General features: G+C 32.5%; 14 protein-coding genes. All 14 read left to right on the top strand.

Features of this window, described 5'->3' with window-relative positions; all coding sequences use genetic code 11:
• Positions 1-55: 55 nt before the first annotated feature.
• The 14 genes from BHE19_RS15165 to BHE19_RS15100 are packed head-to-tail and all read left to right on the top strand — an operon-like array spanning position 56 to position 16,383.
• A complete protein-coding gene (locus BHE19_RS15165; RefSeq protein ID WP_083342560.1) occupies positions 56-964 on the top strand; it encodes a polysaccharide deacetylase family protein in 909 nt (302 codons plus the stop codon).
• On the top strand, positions 961-1,797 hold the full coding sequence (locus BHE19_RS15160) for a GNAT family N-acetyltransferase (RefSeq protein WP_070907831.1): 837 nt from the start codon (positions 961-963) through the stop codon (positions 1,795-1,797). The genes BHE19_RS15165 and BHE19_RS15160 overlap by 4 nt, the downstream gene beginning before the upstream one ends.
• Before the next feature lie 6 nt (positions 1,798-1,803).
• Entirely contained in the window at positions 1,804-3,192 is a 1,389-nt protein-coding gene (locus BHE19_RS15155) for a hypothetical protein (RefSeq protein WP_070907830.1), read from the top strand.
• Positions 3,189-4,250 carry an acyltransferase family protein gene (locus tag BHE19_RS23085; RefSeq protein WP_070907829.1) on the top strand — a complete coding sequence of 354 codons (1,062 nt, stop codon included), beginning with the start codon at positions 3,189-3,191 and terminating at the stop codon, positions 4,248-4,250. The genes BHE19_RS15155 and BHE19_RS23085 overlap by 4 nt, the downstream gene beginning before the upstream one ends.
• Entirely contained in the window at positions 4,243-5,331 is a 1,089-nt protein-coding gene (locus BHE19_RS15145; RefSeq protein ID WP_070907828.1) for a glycosyltransferase family 4 protein, read from the top strand. Before BHE19_RS23085 ends, BHE19_RS15145 begins: the two co-directional genes overlap by 8 nt.
• Before the next feature lie 18 nt (positions 5,332-5,349).
• The gene (locus tag BHE19_RS15140) at positions 5,350-6,783 is read left to right on the top strand and encodes an MBOAT family O-acyltransferase (RefSeq protein ID WP_017494933.1); all 1,434 of its coding nucleotides are present in this window, start codon (positions 5,350-5,352) and stop codon (positions 6,781-6,783) included.
• On the top strand, positions 6,783-7,664 hold the full coding sequence (locus tag BHE19_RS15135; protein WP_070907827.1) for a hypothetical protein: 882 nt from the start codon (positions 6,783-6,785) through the stop codon (positions 7,662-7,664). The genes BHE19_RS15140 and BHE19_RS15135 overlap by 1 nt, the downstream gene beginning before the upstream one ends.
• Positions 7,665-7,667: 3 nt before the next feature.
• Positions 7,668-8,819 (top strand): glycosyltransferase family 4 protein, encoded by a 1,152-nt coding sequence (locus BHE19_RS15130; protein ID WP_070907826.1) that lies wholly within the window; start codon positions 7,668-7,670, stop codon positions 8,817-8,819.
• Between the two features lie 4 nt (positions 8,820-8,823).
• Entirely contained in the window at positions 8,824-10,362 is a 1,539-nt protein-coding gene (locus tag BHE19_RS15125; RefSeq protein WP_070907825.1) for a glycosyltransferase family 2 protein, read from the top strand.
• A 4-nt stretch (positions 10,363-10,366) separates the two neighbouring features.
• A complete protein-coding gene (locus BHE19_RS15120) occupies positions 10,367-11,365 on the top strand; it encodes a glycosyltransferase family 2 protein (RefSeq protein WP_070907824.1) in 999 nt (332 codons plus the stop codon).
• Positions 11,365-12,483, top strand: a complete 1,119-nt coding sequence (locus BHE19_RS15115) for a glycosyltransferase family 4 protein (protein WP_070907823.1) — start codon at positions 11,365-11,367, stop codon at positions 12,481-12,483. The genes BHE19_RS15120 and BHE19_RS15115 overlap by 1 nt, the downstream gene beginning before the upstream one ends.
• Positions 12,480-13,565 (top strand): glycosyltransferase, encoded by a 1,086-nt coding sequence (locus tag BHE19_RS15110; RefSeq protein WP_070907822.1) that lies wholly within the window; start codon positions 12,480-12,482, stop codon positions 13,563-13,565. Before BHE19_RS15115 ends, BHE19_RS15110 begins: the two co-directional genes overlap by 4 nt.
• A 17-nt stretch (positions 13,566-13,582) precedes the next feature.
• Positions 13,583-14,932: an O-antigen ligase family protein gene (locus BHE19_RS15105; protein WP_070907821.1), complete on the top strand. Its 1,350-nt coding sequence runs from the start codon at positions 13,583-13,585 to the stop codon at positions 14,930-14,932.
• A 56-nt stretch (positions 14,933-14,988) separates the two neighbouring features.
• Positions 14,989-16,383, top strand: coding sequence for a sugar transferase (locus BHE19_RS15100; RefSeq protein ID WP_070907820.1), 1,395 nt, complete (start codon positions 14,989-14,991; stop codon positions 16,381-16,383).
• Position 16,384 lies beyond the last annotated feature (1 nt).

Genomic DNA, 16,384 nt, shown 5'->3' with positions numbered 1-16,384 from the left:
AAAGAAAGAATAACTGAAAGCAGTCTCATTTTTAAGAATTTTATTTTAGGGGAATATGCTTACAGTTAGTAATTACCATTATATCAGATCAGATTTTAAGACTAAATATCCCAGTATATTCGGTATGAATCCAAATGAGTTTAGGCGACAGCTACTATTACTGAAAAACCAGGGTAACTTTGTTCATCCCAATGATCTGGTTTCTGATTTAAATACAATATTAGAATCAGAGGATAACAATTTACTCATTACTTTTGATGACGGTTTAAAAGAGCAGTTTGATCTCGCTTTGCCCATTTTAGATGAACTAAACATTTCTGCCGTTTTCTTTGTAAATTCAATTAATTCTGAAGAAAAAAAGGTAACAACCGTACATAAAATTCATCTGTTAAGATCGATTATTTCTTCTTCGGAGTTTTTAGATAAATTTAATGATGTACCTTTTTCTCAGTCAGAAAAGCAAAATGCTCAAAGCATTTACAGGTATGATGATGAAAAAAGTGCGGTTTTAAAATACATTTTAAATTTTAAATTAGATTTTAGAGAACAAGAACAAATTGTCAATAGTCTATTTGATCTTTATTTTGAAGAAGCTACGATTTTTGAATCGCTTTATATGACAGATCAAAATTTAAAAGAATTGGCCCATAAGGGGTATTTGGGTAGTCATACACATAGTCATTATCCGTTAGGATTATTAGACCGTGAAACTATAAAAAAGGAACTTGAAAAAACAAAAACATATTTAGATACCTTAACCCATTCGAATATAAAGATAGTTTCCTATCCGTATGGGACTCCTGAAGTTTGTACAAATCTGGTAGCAGATCTGGCTAAGGAAACGGGATACAGAATAGGTTTTACAACCAAAAGAGGTATTAATACTGCAGAAGAGAATCCTTTGTTACTAAACAGATTTGATTGTAACGATTTGGCAGGAGGGAAAAATTATAATAAAATATGATCACCAGAGAAGCAACAATAGAAGATTGGGAAATCCTATACTCATTTTTCAAAATAATTTACCGGGAAAATCATCCGCTACATAACAAAGAATTTTGGGAATGGCAGTTTGGAAATAAAGAGTATGGACGCTCTTTTATTTGTTTAAACGAAAAAGATGAAGTAGTAGGGCATGTTGGAGCCAATTTTGGAGGTGGACTGGCGTGGATCATTAATGTATATCTTAATGAAGAATGCAGAGGTAAAGGAGTGTTAGGAAAACTATATGAATTAGCCCGAAATTATTATCCTCTTGCGGCAACAGCAGCAAATGAAGCAGGCTTAGGATTGTATAAAAACATGCGCTGGATCAGATACTATGATTTAGTTCGCTATGTGAAAATAAACCCTGATCTCGTTGAAACCGATTTTGAGACAGTCTGCAGGAAAGTTGAGGTGAATGTAGATCGCTTAATAAAAAAAGACACACATTATTTTCAGCAACCTTCGATAAAAGGAATTGTTTTAGAAGATGGCTCCAGAGCGGTAAGTCAGGAGAATGTTGGAGGACTAAGAATTACGGATATTGAAAATCTGGGGAAATTAGAAGCACAAGCCTGGCAATTAGGATATTTATGGATAGACTATATAACATCCTGGAATGATCTGAAAACAAAAGATCTGGAGAAAAACGGCTGGACTTTAGATTACAAAAATACCGTGCCGTGGAGGTTAAATCCTATTGAAGAAAAATATTTTTGCGATATAACATTTCTTTCAGAAAAGCCTTTGGATAATGAATTTATAGTACATAGATCTTACTCGGATCATGGCAGAATAGGAAGCTTAAAATAATAACTGATGAAGAATTTAGGAGTTGTCATAACTGATGGGGTTGGGTTTCGTAATTTTATATTGAGCGATTTTATTCAGGAAGCCAAAACCAATTTTAATGAGGTAATCATTTTTTCATGTTTACCCAAAACGGTTTATAAAGATTTTGATTTAAATTGTAAGATTATAGAACTAGAAGTTTTTGAAGAATCATTTTACACTTGGTTTTTTAGAAAAGCCAAAGAAGTTACCCATTTGCAGCTGCATGCAAAAGGGAATTTTGGTATTGCAGATAATTTAAACATTACCCAATCAAAAGCCAGAAATCCCAGAGGTTATGCCACGAGATTTATTCATCAGTACTCTAGGTTATTTCATTCTGAAAACTGGATACTTCGATACAACAAATGGCAACAGCAAACCTTTCAATCCAATGCCATTACTAAACAATATACAGAACTGTTAAAAGAGAATAACATTTCGTTATTGTTTTTTACACATCAGCGTCCACCGTTTATAGCACCGCTTATATTTGCTGCCGAAAAATTAAAAATTAAAACATCGGCTTTTATTTTTAGTTGGGATAACCTTGCATCAAAAGGAAGAATGGCCGGTAATTTTGATTTTTATCTTGTTTGGAGTAATTTAATGAAACAGGAATTACTAACTTTTTATCAATCAATCAAAGAAGATCAGATTGCTATTGTCGGAACCCCACAATTTGAACCTTATGTTTTAAATAAATATGGTTACGACAAAGAAACGTTTGATAAAAGATTTAAAATAGACCATAACAAGCCAACTATATTTTTTACATGTAATGATGCAAGCAGTGAGAACGACCCTGTTTATTTAGAAATATTGGCAGAATTTATGGTGCAACGAAAACTCGTGAAAGAGGTTAATCTTATTGTGAGAACATCTCCGGCAGAAGAACCTGTAAGATTTAAAAAATACATTGAAAAATATCCTTTTATAATATGGAATTTTCCAGATTGGAGCATTAGCAGAGAAAGGCATCAGGAAGCATGGACACAAAGAGTACCATCTGTTGTGGATCTCAATGATTTAAAATCTTTATTACAACATTGCGACTTGTCTGTAAATGTTTTGTCAACCATAACATTGGATGCTTTTATTTTTGATAAACCTGTGATAAATCCCGTTTTCGGGAGTGAAACAAATGGATGGTTTGATGACCAAAAGTTTTTGAAATACGAGCATTTGTCCAAATTAGTAGATTCAGATTCGACCGATATTGTGAAAAATGATAAAGAATATCTTGAAGCAATAAATAGAATTTTAAGTCATATTGATCTTAAAAAAGAAGAACGTGCTAAATTTCTAGAACTACAGATAGGTGGATCATTGGAAGGTACAAGTCAAAGAATCTCTCAAATTTTGGAAAAAATATGATTAATAATGCGAAAGAAAGAATTTCTGTTCTCGACGGTTTTAGAACTATAGCAATTCTATCTGTTATTTTGTATCATTACTTTTATCGCTGGAATGACTCAGAATATCCTTATTTTGGTGGAAATTACTTTCATTATGGATTTAAAGGAGTTCCCTTTTTCTTCATGATAAGTGGATTCGTAATTTGTTATTCGTTAGAAGGCACAAAGGATTTTATATCTTTTTGGAAAAAAAGGTTCATTCGCTTATTTCCTTCTATATTAGTTGCTTCTGTATTAACATATTGTGTTTTATTAATATTTGATCACTATAATACATTTCCAGATAATCATTTTAGAAATTTAATCATAAGTATTACTTTTCTTCCACCTCATATTTATAATTTATTTTCTGAAACTCCGGAGCACTTTAGTTATATCAACTTCGATTATTGGAGTTTATGGCCGGAAATTCAGTTCTATTTCTTTACCAGTATCATTTATTTTTTTAGTAAAAAGAATTTTAAGAGAAATTTTATCATAGCATGTTTTGCATTCTTACTTTTATATAATGTATTACTTTTTTATGGCTTTGATCAAATCAAAATCGTAAGTAAATTTTTTAATCTATTTAATCTTATAAAGTATCTCATCTTTTTTCTATCCGGAGCATTGTTTTATATGTTGTATAATAATAAAACATTTAAACTATACATATTTTTACTAATAGTAAGTTTTTTAATTATTAATCATACTTTTGATTTGTTAGAATTTATTTCAGCAATAATCATGTTTTTATTGTTTTTTTGCTTTATCTACTATCCTAGATCCTTACAATTTTTAGAAAATAGATTCATTATTAAAATTGGAGTGTCATCTTACTTTCTTTATCTTATTCACGACTATATTGGAGTAGTGTGGATTAAGAACATAGTTAGCTTTTTCTATCCAAACAGTTTTATCGCGCCAATCTTAATTATGATTGTAATGATTACTTTAAGTATTTTTTACACGCAAAAAGTAGAAACTAAGATTAGTAAATATTTACATAAATGTTTAGTAAATAAGAATAATGACTAAGGTAGCTGTAATTTGCAATTATAAATTACTTCCGGAAAGAGTAGGAGGTATGGATTATTTTTTCTGGGATTTTGATAAGAAATGTAAAGAAAATAACATTGATATCGATTGGTTTTTTCCTAATAATTCCAATCATGGTAATTATCCCAATCTAACTATTTACAGCAGTCAAGAACAAACTCCTGAAAATAATTTTCTTTTTTTTTGCAAAGAATATAAACCGGAGTACACGCATATCATTACTCATTTCGTAGAATTATGCACCTCCTTTTTTTATAAGGTAAAGAAAGTTTCAAATGCTGAGGTCATTGCTGTAGATCATAATCCAAGACCTTTAAACGGATATTCATTAAAAAAGAAAATAAATAAAAAACTCAAAGGGATTTTATTCTCAGGATATATTGATGTTTTTGTTGGGGTATCCAACTATACTGTAAAAGAAATTTTAAATGACTTTGGAACTCATATAAAAGCAAAAACGATCACGATTTATAACGGAGTAATCATAGATTCAATTTTAACAAGAGCCAATAGAGCTAATAATCACCCCGTTTTTTTGGTTGCTTCTCACCTTAGAGAATCTAAAGGAATTCAGGATTTAATTGAAGCAGTATATCTTCTGTCTGCTGAAATAAAAAATGAGATTAAAATTGGGGTATATGGCGAAGGGCCTTATGAACAGCATTTATTAGAAAAAGTTAAAGAATATAAAGTACAGGATTGTTTCATTTTTATGGGTAGTAAACCTAATTTGAATGAAATTTTTTCGCAGTACGATTATATGTTACAGCCTACCCATATGGAATGTTTTAGCCTGTCAATTCTGGAAAGTCTTGCGGCAAACGTTCCTGTAATTACGACTAATGTAGGAGGAAATACTGAAGCAATAACCTCAGGAGAAAATGGATATATTTTTGAGCCCAAAGATGTAAAAGCACTGGCAGGAATTCTCGAAGATGTTTATTCAGGGCGTAAAAAGATATCCGTTAATACAAGAGAATTAATTGCTAATTCCTTTTCTTTGCCGAAAATGGTCGAAAATCATTTTGCACTACTCAAACAAAAAGGAGTAAAATTTTAAATTACTGTAAACAAAAATATGTTTTTTAATTCCTTAGCATTCGCTATTTTTTTGCCAATCGTTTTCTTTCTGTACTGGTTTGTATGTAATAAAACAAAAAAAGCTCAAAATGCTTTATTAATTATAGCAAGTTACTATTTCTATTCCTGTTGGGATTGGAGATTTTTATTTCTCCTCATTTTCTCAACTTTTTTAGATTATTATACCGGGATTCAAATCGAGAAAGGGAAATCAGAGCAAAGCCGAAAATTTTGGTTTTGGCTCAGTATTTCAGTTAATTTAGGGTTTCTAGGAATTTTTAAATACTATAACTTTTTTGCAGCATCTTTTTCAGAATTATTAAATTCGGGAGGATTCAAAGCAAGTCCTATATTGTTAAATGTTATTCTTCCTGTCGGAATTTCATTCTATACTTTTCACGGACTATCTTATGTTATTGATATCTATTATAAACGTATAAAGGCCGAATACAACTTTGTTGATTATTCATTGTTTGTGAGTTATTTTCCGTTACTTGTTGCCGGACCAATAGAAAGAGCGACGCATTTACTACCTCAGGTAAAAGTTAAGAGAGAGTTTAATTTTCAAATCGCAAAAGAAGGTGTATATCAAATCATTTGGGGATTGATAAAAAAAGTAGTTATTGCAGATACATGTGCTACTTATGCCAATGCTGTTTTTGACAATTATTCTTCCATGAATTCATTGTCGCTTATTTTAGGGGCAATATATTTTGCATTTCAAATTTATGGTGATTTTTCAGGATACTCTGATATTGCATTGGGAGTTTCAAAATTGTTTGGATTAGATTTACTTAGAAATTTCAATTATCCCTATTTTTCAAGAGATATCGCAGAATTTTGGCGCCGTTGGCACATCTCTCTTTCCTCATGGTTTCGCGATTACCTGTATATTCCGTTGGGAGGAAGTAAAGGAGGTATTTGGATGAAAATCAGAAATACGTTTATCATTTTTATAGTAAGCGGATTTTGGCATGGAGCGAACTGGACTTACATTACATGGGGATTTATAAATGCCATATACTTTTTACCATTGCTGTTATCCAACAGTAACCGCAATAATATAGACGAGATTAAACTTAGTTTTAATACTGATTCTGTAAAAGTGATATTCAATATTCTTTTTACATTTTTTATCACTTGTATAGCCTGGGTATTTTTTAGAGCTAAAACAATTACGGATGCTGTTTCCTATCTAAAGCGAATAATTTTTAATGGGGATTTTTATTCTCAATATCTTGATAACGAGCGTTACAATTATGAGGTATTGCCTATGATAGCAATATTTGTTTTGGTCGAATGGAATAACAGAACTAAAGAAGAACCTCTGTCAGGAAAAAGAAGCATGCTAAGGGTGATTTTGGCCCTAGTCGCTATACTGGCATTTGGAACTTATTCAGATTACAAAGAATTTATATATTTTCAATTTTAATGAAACGATTTTTAATTTATGCAGCCAAAATCTTAATAGAGGTAATTTTGATTGCCGTAATATTGGATGGTTTGTATACCGCTATTTTTTTTCAATCTAAGAACAGAGGGAAGGTAGAGTCTGTTTTTAATTCTGAAGCCCGTAAATATGATGTTGTAATTTTAGGTTCTTCGAGAGCCAACAATCATTTTGTTTCTCAGATGTTTGAAGAGAAAGGATTGAAAACATTTAATTATGGTATGAGCGGAGGGCATTTGTTTGAAGCTTCATTGATGTTAAAATTAATGATCGAACGAAAATATGAAATCAAAAACGTAATTCTTGAAGCCGATTTGAATCTTTCTAATGATCAGGAATCAGATGGAGTTTCTGCAAAGTTTTTACCTTATATTCATAACTCAAAGCTTATAAAAGATCATTTCTCCGGTCAAAAGAATTTTAACGAACTGTACTACATTCCTTTTTACAGATACATAAAGTTTGATTCAAAAATTGGCTTTAGAGAAATTTACAATATAGCAGGGGGCAAAGCAACAAATGCATTAGATAACTTAGGATATTATCCATTGGTAAAACACAAAAATGGAAATATGAAAAATAATATTGTTAATCTAAATCCTTTACTCAAAAATAAGTACTACGAAGAAATCAAAAATATTTGTAAAGCCAATAATATAAATTTTATTGCGGTAATGACTCCAATGTGTGAGAATGTGGTAGGGATGAGTTATTTTGATAAAGTTAAAAAAGCATATCCGGAAATTCATAATTATGAGAATGTTGTGGTAGAAAATAAATATTTTTCATCTTGCGGACATATGACAGATGCGGGAGCAAGAATGTTTACAACCCGAATCTTAAAAGACTTTTTCAATCGATAAATTATGAAAATAGCTTTTTTAACACCGGAATATCCCCACGCTGACACTGGAAAATCAGGCGGTTTGGGAACAAGTATTAAAAGCTTAGCAATTGGACTTTTAGAAAAAGGAGTTTCAGTTCGTATTTTGGTATATGGTCAGCATAAAGATGGTATTTTTATGGATGACGGGATCATTATCCAACAAATAAAAAATAAGAAATTAAAAGGATTATCGTGGTTTTTGACCAGAAAAAAAATAGAGAACATAATCAATCAGTTATTTTCCGCTAAAGAAATTGACTTAGTAGAAACGGCAGACTGGACAGGAATTACTTCTTTTGTTCAGCCTGAAAAATGTCCGGTTGTAATACGACTACACGGATCTGATACCTATTTTTGTCATCTGGATAATCGTCCTGTAAAATGGATTAATAAGTTTCATGAAAAAAGAGCTTTAAAAAAAGCAACAGCGCTTTTATCAGTAAGCCAGTTTACAGCAGATATAACAAATCAGGTTTTTGATCTGAATAAAAAATTTAAAGTGATTCCCAATCTCGTTGATATAAATTTGTTTCAGCCTTCAAACAATTCGGTCCCTGATGATAAAAGCATATTTTATTTTGGAAGTCTGATTAGAAAAAAAGGACTTTTAGAATTGCCTTTAATTTTTAATGAGGTAATAGAGAACGATCCCGAGGCAAAACTCATTTTAGTAGGGAAAGATGTTCCGGATATTATTTCCGGTAATTTGTCGACCTGGCAAATGATGCAGAATCTTTTTTCAGAAAGAGCCAAAGCAAATGTTTCTTATTTAGGAAGTGTTTCTTATTCTGAAATTAAGAAGAAGATTGAGCAGGCTACGGTTTGTGTATTTCCTTCGTTTGCAGAAGCTCTTCCGGTTTCCTGGCTTGAAGCTATGGCGATGCAAAAAGCAATTGTGGCGTCTGATATTGGTTGGGCGAGAGAAGTGGTTATTGATGGGGAAAGTGGTTTTTTAGTTGACCCAAAGAACCATAGTTTGTTTGCAACCAAAATTCTTCAGCTTCTTGATAATTCAATGTTGGCAAAAGTGACAGGAGAAAAAGCAAGAAGCAGAGTGGAACAATTTTTTAGCACCGATAAAATAGCAAGTGACAATATTAATTTTTATAAAAAAATAATAAATCCGGAATAAAGAAATGGAATTGAATGAGTTTAGAACAAGTAGTGGAGAGATTATTCTTTACAATGGGCAACCTGACTTAGAGAAACTGGAAGTTTTGTGTTCTGGCGCCGGAGATATTTGGCATAGTTCATTTGAACAAGGTTATAAAAATGCTTTCCCGGAATTGGTTTATCAAACTGCTACTTTTTTTTGGTATATCAATGATTTTGATAATCTGGACGAGTGTGTGAGTTGGCGGATTAATTCAAATTCATTTGCTATTCGAAAATCTGTCTGGGAAACTTTAGGCGGGTTTGATCCTGAATATCAAAATCATCAAATTCAGGCATTAGATTTTGGGTATAACGCATTACGAAATTCTGCTGCAATTCCACTTTATATAAAAGGTTTATTTACGGATAATATCAAAGAGGAAATTAATATAACAGCAAAAGACAGATACATTTTTTTTAGAAAAAACTTTAAAAAGGAGCATTCATTATTCATGCTTTATCGGGAAGGTTTTTGGAAGACGAAAGAATGGAATGCTTTTTTTTATGCTGCGAAAAATTTCAAGAGAAGCTCAGAAAAACCAGTTATTAAACCTCGTGAGTTAAATCGTATCGAAGGTAAACCATCTGTTAGTTATATCATTCCAACAATGATGCGTCAGGATTTTACGTTGCAATTGTTAGAAGATTTGAGCGTGCAAAGTTATCCCGTTGCACAAGTAGTTGTACTCGATGCAACTCCCGAAGCGCTCAGAAATGAAAAATTGTATTCTGAAAAAGAATTTCCTTTTGAGTTAATTGTTAAATGGCAGCAAACAAAAGGAAGTTGCCGAGCCCGTAATGAAGCTATAGAGTTGTGTACGGGTGAATATATCGTTTTTGGAGATGATGATGTTCGTGTACAGTCAAATTTCATTGAAAATCATATCCGGTTAATGCAAACATACAACGTGAGTGTCTGCAATGGCTTAGATGTCAGAGCAGATAATGAGCAGCAGGAATTAAAAGATTTAGAAGTTAAACTTGAAAAATTAGGAGAGAAAAGGTGGAAATCTGGCGCATCCTCAACTTTTAGTAATGCCAATTCCTGTGTGAAAACTGAGTATGTCAGAAAGCTAACAGGCAACGATATTAACTTTGATGGAGGTTATGGTGAAGATACTGATTTTGGAATATCGTTAGCTAAATTAGGACAAGTGGTTATTTTAAACCCTTTTTCTCCAAATTTACATTTAAAGCCACCTGTTGGTGGATACCGTTTTTGGGGGAATCAGGCTAAAATCATAGGGAAAAAGAGAAAAACGCAGCCATGGGAATTAGATACTCCCGTAAAGATAATTCGTCCCGTACCAAGTCCGACAATTATGTACGGTATTGTAAAGCATTTTACTCCTCAGCAAGTAATCGAGTACAAGTACAAGTATTTTTTTCTATATCTCTTTAAAGGTTCCAAAAAAGGTCTCTTGTACCGATTTTTTAGAATTCCGTACAAAAATCTTCAGTTTAAAAAATCACTATTTTATGCTAAGAAATTAAACGATCTGGGAATCAGATATAAATAAAAATATGAAATTTTCTTTAATCATTTGTACTTACATGCGCCCTCAGCCTTTGCTGGAGTTATTGCAATCCGTAAAGACACAAACTTTATATCCGGATGAAATTTTAATTATTGATGGTTCTGTAAATAAGGAATCGGAAATTATTTTAAGTCAGAATTCATTCCAAAATTTAAAGTACTTTTTAGTCGATGATCAAAATCGCGGACTCACCAGACAAAGGAATTTTGGTATTAATAAAGTTGGTCAGGATATTGAAATTGTTTGTTTTTTGGATGATGACACAATTCTGGAATCAGATTATTTTGAAAAATTATTACAAACCTATAGCGTGTTTTCGGATGCTATGGGCGTAGGAGGATATATTACGAATGAAGTAAAATGGGAAAAAGCAGCAGAAAATTACATTCCTCAGATTAATGAATTTTATTTTGATGGGTGGAAACGTAAAGATGGGAGTAGATTTGTTTTGCGAAAAAAACTTCATTTAGACAGCAATTGTCTTCCCGGTTTTTCCCCTTTATTTTCACACGGCAGAAGTATTGGTTTTTTACCACCTAGTGGTAAAATATATGAAGCTGAGCAATTAATGGGAGGTGTTTCCTCATTTAAAAAATCAGTTTTTGAGAAGCTGTCATTTTCGACCTATTTTGAAGGTTATGGTTTATATGAAGATGCCGATTTTACTTTAAGAGTCGCAAAGATTGGTAAACTTTATATAAATACAGCCGCAAGATTAGGTCATTTTCATGCCGAAACAGGAAGACCCAATCAGTATTATTATGGAAAAATGGTGGTTAGAAACGGATGGTATGTCTGGCGTGTTAAAAACCCTAATCCGAATTTTAAGGATAGGTATAAATGGAATGCGATTACATGTTTATTGACTTTAATGCGATCAACAAATATTTTAACTACACAAAGTAAAAAAGCAGCTTTTACCGAAACTTTAGGCAGAAGTGTTGGTCTTTTAAGCCTGATAATTAATAAACCAAAAATTAAATAATGAAGTTTGCGATAATAACTCATGTACAGCATATAGAATCTGTTAATCAATATTTTGGTTATGCGCCTTATGTTCGTGAAATGAATATTTGGTTTAAATATGTCGATGAAGTAATTATTGTAGCGCCATTAAAAATTGATAACTTAACAAAAATAGATGCCGCATATAAACATGATAATATTGATTTTATAGAAGTTCCTGATTTTAGCTTTAATAGTTTTAATGCCAGATTAAAGGCAGTTTTTAAATTTCCAATAATTTTTAGGAGCGTATTTTATGCTATGAAAAAAGCAGATCATATTCATTTACGTTGTCCTGGAAACATGGGGCTTATAGCTTGTCTTGTTCAGATTTTATTTCCCAATAAGTCTAAAACGGCTAAGTATGCCGGAAACTGGGATTCCAACAGTAAACAACCCATTACATATAAAGCCCAGAAATGGATTTTAAAAAATACTTTTTTGACCCGTAACATGAAAGTTTTGGTGTATGGTGGTTGGGAAAACCAATCTGAAAACATCAAACCATTTTTTACGGCGACTTATTCGGATTCTGAAAAAGAGATTATCGAAAAAACAAGCTTAGATACCACAATAGAATTTATTTTTGTAGGAAGTCTTGCTCCGGGGAAAAATCCTTTATATGCAATACAATTAGTACATGAATTAGTAGAAAGAGGAAATAGCGTAGTGTTAAGTTTATATGGTGAAGGATCTGAAAGAAATTCTTTAGAAAAGTATATTGAAAGCAATAATTTAGAAAACGAGATTGTTTTACATGGAAATCAGGATTTGGAAATAGTAAAAAAAGCTTATCAAAAAAGTCATTTTGTCATCTTGCCATCAAAAAGCGAAGGCTGGCCAAAAGCCATAGCCGAGGGGATGTTTTGGGGATGTGTTCCTGTTGCAAGTAAGGTTTCCTGTATTCCCTTTATGCTCGATTATGGTAACAGAGGTGTTTTGTTAGAAATGGATTTCGAGAAAGATGTTAATCAAATAAGCGAAATATTGAAAAATCAGACGCTCTTTTTAAACAAAAGTAATTCAGCAGGCAAGTGGTCGCAAAATTATACGACCGATGTTTTTGAAGCCGAAATTAAAAAACTCTTCTCAAAATGAGAATCGTACAAATAATAGACTCCCTGGAAGCTGGCGGAGCAGAACGTATGGCTATTAATTATGCCAATTCGTTATCAAAAAATATATCGTTTTCTGGTTTAGTTGTTTCCCGCAAAGAAGGATTGTTGGTCAGTCAAATAGATCAAAAAGTTTCTTATTTGTTCTTGAAGAAAAGAAAAACAATAGATCTTCAGGCTATTTTTAGGTTACGAAAGTATTTAAAGAAGAATAAAGCAGATCTGATTCATGCTCACAGTTCCTCTTTTTTTATTGCCGTTTTAGTGAAATTGACGTTGCCCGAAATCAAAATTATCTGGCACGATCATTATGGTATTTCACAAGATCTGTCTTCCCGGAAAAATTTAAGCTTAAAAGCAGGCTCTTTTTTCTTTACAGGTATTATTGCAGTAAATTCAGCGTTGAAAGACTGGGCTAAATCTTATTTATGGTGTTCAAACATTGTTTGTTTTCCTAACTTTATAATTGATGCTGTTTCTAATGAAAAACAAATTTTAAGGGGTGTAGCTGGCAAGCGAATTATTTGTGTAGCGAATTTACGTCCGCAAAAAAATCACGAATTATTAATTGATGCTGCCAATTTGATGAAAGACCAATACTCCGATTGGACATTTCATTTATTCGGAAAAGATTTTGATGACGCCTATTCTGCAAAACTGAAAAAAAAGGTCAGTGATCTAAGACTTCAGGAAACGGTTTTCTTTTACGGAACAAGCGGTAGTGTTAGCTCAGCATTACAACAATGCGAGATAGCTGTTTTGCCGTCACTTTCAGAAGGGCTTCCTTTAGCTGTTTTAGAATATGGTTTACATAGATTGCCTGTTGTGGCAACTAACGTAGGCGAAATTTCAAAAATAATTGCCTCTGAAAAAGAAGGGCTAATAGTAGAACCTGACAACTTAAAAGAATTTGCCGGGGCAATCGAAAAATTAATAGTATCTGGTAAATACAGAGATGAAATGGCTTTAGGATTGTACAATAAAGTGCAGTTAAATTTCAGTGAAAGTGCGATTGTAAAAGAATATCTTTTATGGTTAAAATCTTTACCTACTTTTACATCTTGAAAATAATAGACCTATAAATGAAAAATAAAAAAGAACATTACATTCTTCTGCTTCTAATTCATGCAGTAATTGCTGTGGTTGTTTTTGCCATTCCTTTTTTATCGAAAATATATGCGCTTTTAATCCCTATTGTCGGTCTTTTTATTGTTTACCGGACTAAAAATGCAAACAATGAAGTACTGATAGTTGCGGCATATTTAGTTGGTGTTGAGGTTTTTTTGCGGATGACCGGAGGAAATTTTAACAATGAATATGTTAAAGCTAATGTCATTTTTTTCATGCTGTTGGGTATGATTTACCGTAATTTCTCGACAAATGCCTTTATATATTGGGTTTTTCTGATTTTTCTGATTCCGGGTATCTTAATAACATCCACCGCTTTTAATCCTTCGATAGATATTAAAAAATCATTGGTGTTTAATTTATCAGGACCATTATGTTTAGCAATATCTTCAATCTACATGTTTAAAAGAAGAATTTTGTTTTCGGATTTGCAGAATGTCTTAGTTGCAATGGGATTACCTATATTGAGCACAACAGTATATTTGTTTTTATTTAATCCTAGTGTTAGAGATGTAGTTACAGGAACACAATCTAATTTTGAAACTTCCGGAGGATTTGGCCCTAATCAGGTTTCTACCGCTTTGGGTTTAGGGATGTTTGTGTTTTTTACACAATTGATATTGTTTTCAAAATCGAAAATAAAAATTATTTTAAACGGAGTTTTACTAATATTTGTGACCTATAGAGGTATTGTTACTTTTTCAAGAGGAGGAGTTCTAACAGCAGTAGTTATGATTGTTTGTTTATTATTCTTGTTATATAAGTACTCAAATCTTCGAGGAAAAAACAAATTTGTACTGGTTTTTATTCTTACAGGATTGATAGGTATGGGAGTTTGGGCGTACTCTTCTTTTCAGACCAAAGGACTGATTGAAAAACGTTATGCCAATCAGGATGCCAGAGGGCGGAATAAAAAAGACCGTTTGGGAGGAAGGGAGCAAATTATGAATGAAGAGCTTGCTCTTTTTATCGATAACCCCATTTTAGGAGTTGGAGCAGGAATGGGTAAATATGCTAGGGCAGAAAGATTTAGAGATGACGCTGCTTCGCACAACGAAATTACCCGTATGTTGAGTGAACATGGTTTGTTTGGGGTTTTTGGACTGATTATATTATTTCTGACTCCTTTTGTTGTCTATATAAGTAACAAGCAGCATCTCTACTTTTTATCTTTTTTTGTCTTTTGGCTGTTAACGATTAATCATGCTGCCATGCGTACTGCAGCACCAGCTTTCGTATATGCACTGTCATTACTTTTTGTTCAGGTTAAAATTCCTGAAAAAGCAGAAAATTCCGTCGATTAAGTTCTTTTTTTTATAATACATTTGCCTCAAGTTTAAGCCCCTAACAAACTTATTAAATGTTTTCAAACACTAAAATGCATTTCGAAATTTCGGAAAGAAAAGTATTACTTCTTCTTTTTGATGTCGTTTTTATTTTGTCCGCATTGTATCTGTTAAGTTTAGTATTTCATTATAACTATTTTGTTTTTGATAAGAAAAATTTCCCAAGTATACTTTTACTCCTGACTTATGTATACGCTTTTGGAATAATATTCGAAATGTACAATTTACAGGTAGCCAGTAATCAGTTACAGATTCTTCAAAGTGTAATTTTTACGGCCACAACTTCAAGCCTGGCTTATTTGTTTACTCCTATTTTAGCGCCTGTATTGCCTAAGCAGCGATTGATTATCGTGATTTTTTATTTTACAATACTTGTTACATTGTTATTGTGGCGTTTGTTTTATGTTTACTTTTTGGCATCGCATCGTTTTTCTCAGAATGTAGTTTTAATATGTGACCAGAATCAGGTTGAAGAATTGGTTTTGGGACTTGAGAATGTTGACCCGCACTATAAAATTATTGGTTTTGTAAATTCAGATGCAATTTCAGAAGAAGATTCAAATTTTCACTATGTAAAAGAAGTTAAAAAGAAAGATTTAGAGGAGTTTGTGGTGCGTAATCAGGTTTCGGAGATTGTGATTGCTTCCCAAAAAACAGATGGAATCACTGCCGATTTATACCAGCAATTACTTCACTTATTAGAATCAGGAAATATCATCAGAGAGTATACTCAGGTTTACGAAAGCAAAACACAGCGTATTCCGGTGCACTATATAGCCCGCGATTTTTATAGATTCTTTCCCTTCAGCAGAAATAATAGTAATAAATTATACTTGTTTTTTGTTCGTTTCATAGAGTTGTTGTTCTCCATTACCGGGCTGTTGATTTGTTTTCTGTTTATTCCCGTTATTCTTGTTACGAATTTGTTAGCGAATAAAGGGACTTTGTTTTACACGCAGGAACGCGTAGGCAAAAACGGAGTTGTTTTTAAAATCTATAAGTTTCGAACTATGGTAGAAAACTCGGAGTCTAATGGGATTGTTTTCGCTACTTCAAATGATAAACGGATTACGCCTTTCGGTAAAATGATGCGCAAATCAAGAATTGACGAATTACCGCAGTTTTTTAATATTTTAAAGGGCGATATGGCCGTAATAGGACCAAGACCTGAGCGACCATTTTTTGTGGATGAAATAGCCCGTATAATGCCTTTTTATGAGACAAGACACGTTATAAAACCGGGACTTACCGGTTGGGCGCAAGTAAACTATTCTTACGGAGAATCTATAGAGGAGAGTTTGATCAAACTGCAGTACGACTTATACTATATCAAGCACAGAAGTATCTTTCTGGATTTGAGTATTACTTTTAAAACCATTACCACCGTTCTGTTTTACCGCGGACAGTAAA

Source organism: Flavobacterium tructae, from assembly GCF_001853485.1.
In the GTDB taxonomy this organism is placed as follows: Bacteria; Bacteroidota; Bacteroidia; order Flavobacteriales; family Flavobacteriaceae; genus Flavobacterium; species Flavobacterium tructae.
Note: the sequence above shows the minus strand (reverse complement) of the source record. Positions and strands in the feature narration are given on the sequence as shown.

Excerpts from the sequence above, each read along its gene's own strand:
- BHE19_RS15155 (WP_070907830.1), top strand. The coding sequence starts at position 1,804 with ATGAAGAATTTAGGAGTTGTCATAACTGATGGGGTTGGGTTTCGTAAT.
- BHE19_RS15105 (WP_070907821.1), top strand. The coding sequence starts at position 13,583 with ATGAAAAATAAAAAAGAACATTACATTCTTCTGCTTCTAATTCATGCA.
- BHE19_RS23085 (WP_070907829.1), top strand. The coding sequence starts at position 3,189 with ATGATTAATAATGCGAAAGAAAGAATTTCTGTTCTCGACGGTTTTAGA.
- BHE19_RS15100 (WP_070907820.1), top strand. The coding sequence starts at position 14,989 with ATGTTTTCAAACACTAAAATGCATTTCGAAATTTCGGAAAGAAAAGTA.
- BHE19_RS15135 (WP_070907827.1), top strand. The coding sequence starts at position 6,783 with ATGAAACGATTTTTAATTTATGCAGCCAAAATCTTAATAGAGGTAATT.
- BHE19_RS15130 (WP_070907826.1), top strand. The coding sequence starts at position 7,668 with ATGAAAATAGCTTTTTTAACACCGGAATATCCCCACGCTGACACTGGA.
- BHE19_RS15110 (WP_070907822.1), top strand. The coding sequence starts at position 12,480 with ATGAGAATCGTACAAATAATAGACTCCCTGGAAGCTGGCGGAGCAGAA.
- BHE19_RS15125 (WP_070907825.1), top strand. The coding sequence starts at position 8,824 with ATGGAATTGAATGAGTTTAGAACAAGTAGTGGAGAGATTATTCTTTAC.
- BHE19_RS15120 (WP_070907824.1), top strand. The coding sequence starts at position 10,367 with ATGAAATTTTCTTTAATCATTTGTACTTACATGCGCCCTCAGCCTTTG.
- BHE19_RS15115 (WP_070907823.1), top strand. The coding sequence starts at position 11,365 with ATGAAGTTTGCGATAATAACTCATGTACAGCATATAGAATCTGTTAAT.
- BHE19_RS15140 (WP_017494933.1), top strand. The coding sequence starts at position 5,350 with ATGTTTTTTAATTCCTTAGCATTCGCTATTTTTTTGCCAATCGTTTTC.
- BHE19_RS15145 (WP_070907828.1), top strand. The coding sequence starts at position 4,243 with ATGACTAAGGTAGCTGTAATTTGCAATTATAAATTACTTCCGGAAAGA.
- BHE19_RS15165 (WP_083342560.1), top strand. The coding sequence starts at position 56 with ATGCTTACAGTTAGTAATTACCATTATATCAGATCAGATTTTAAGACT.
- BHE19_RS15160 (WP_070907831.1), top strand. The coding sequence starts at position 961 with ATGATCACCAGAGAAGCAACAATAGAAGATTGGGAAATCCTATACTCA.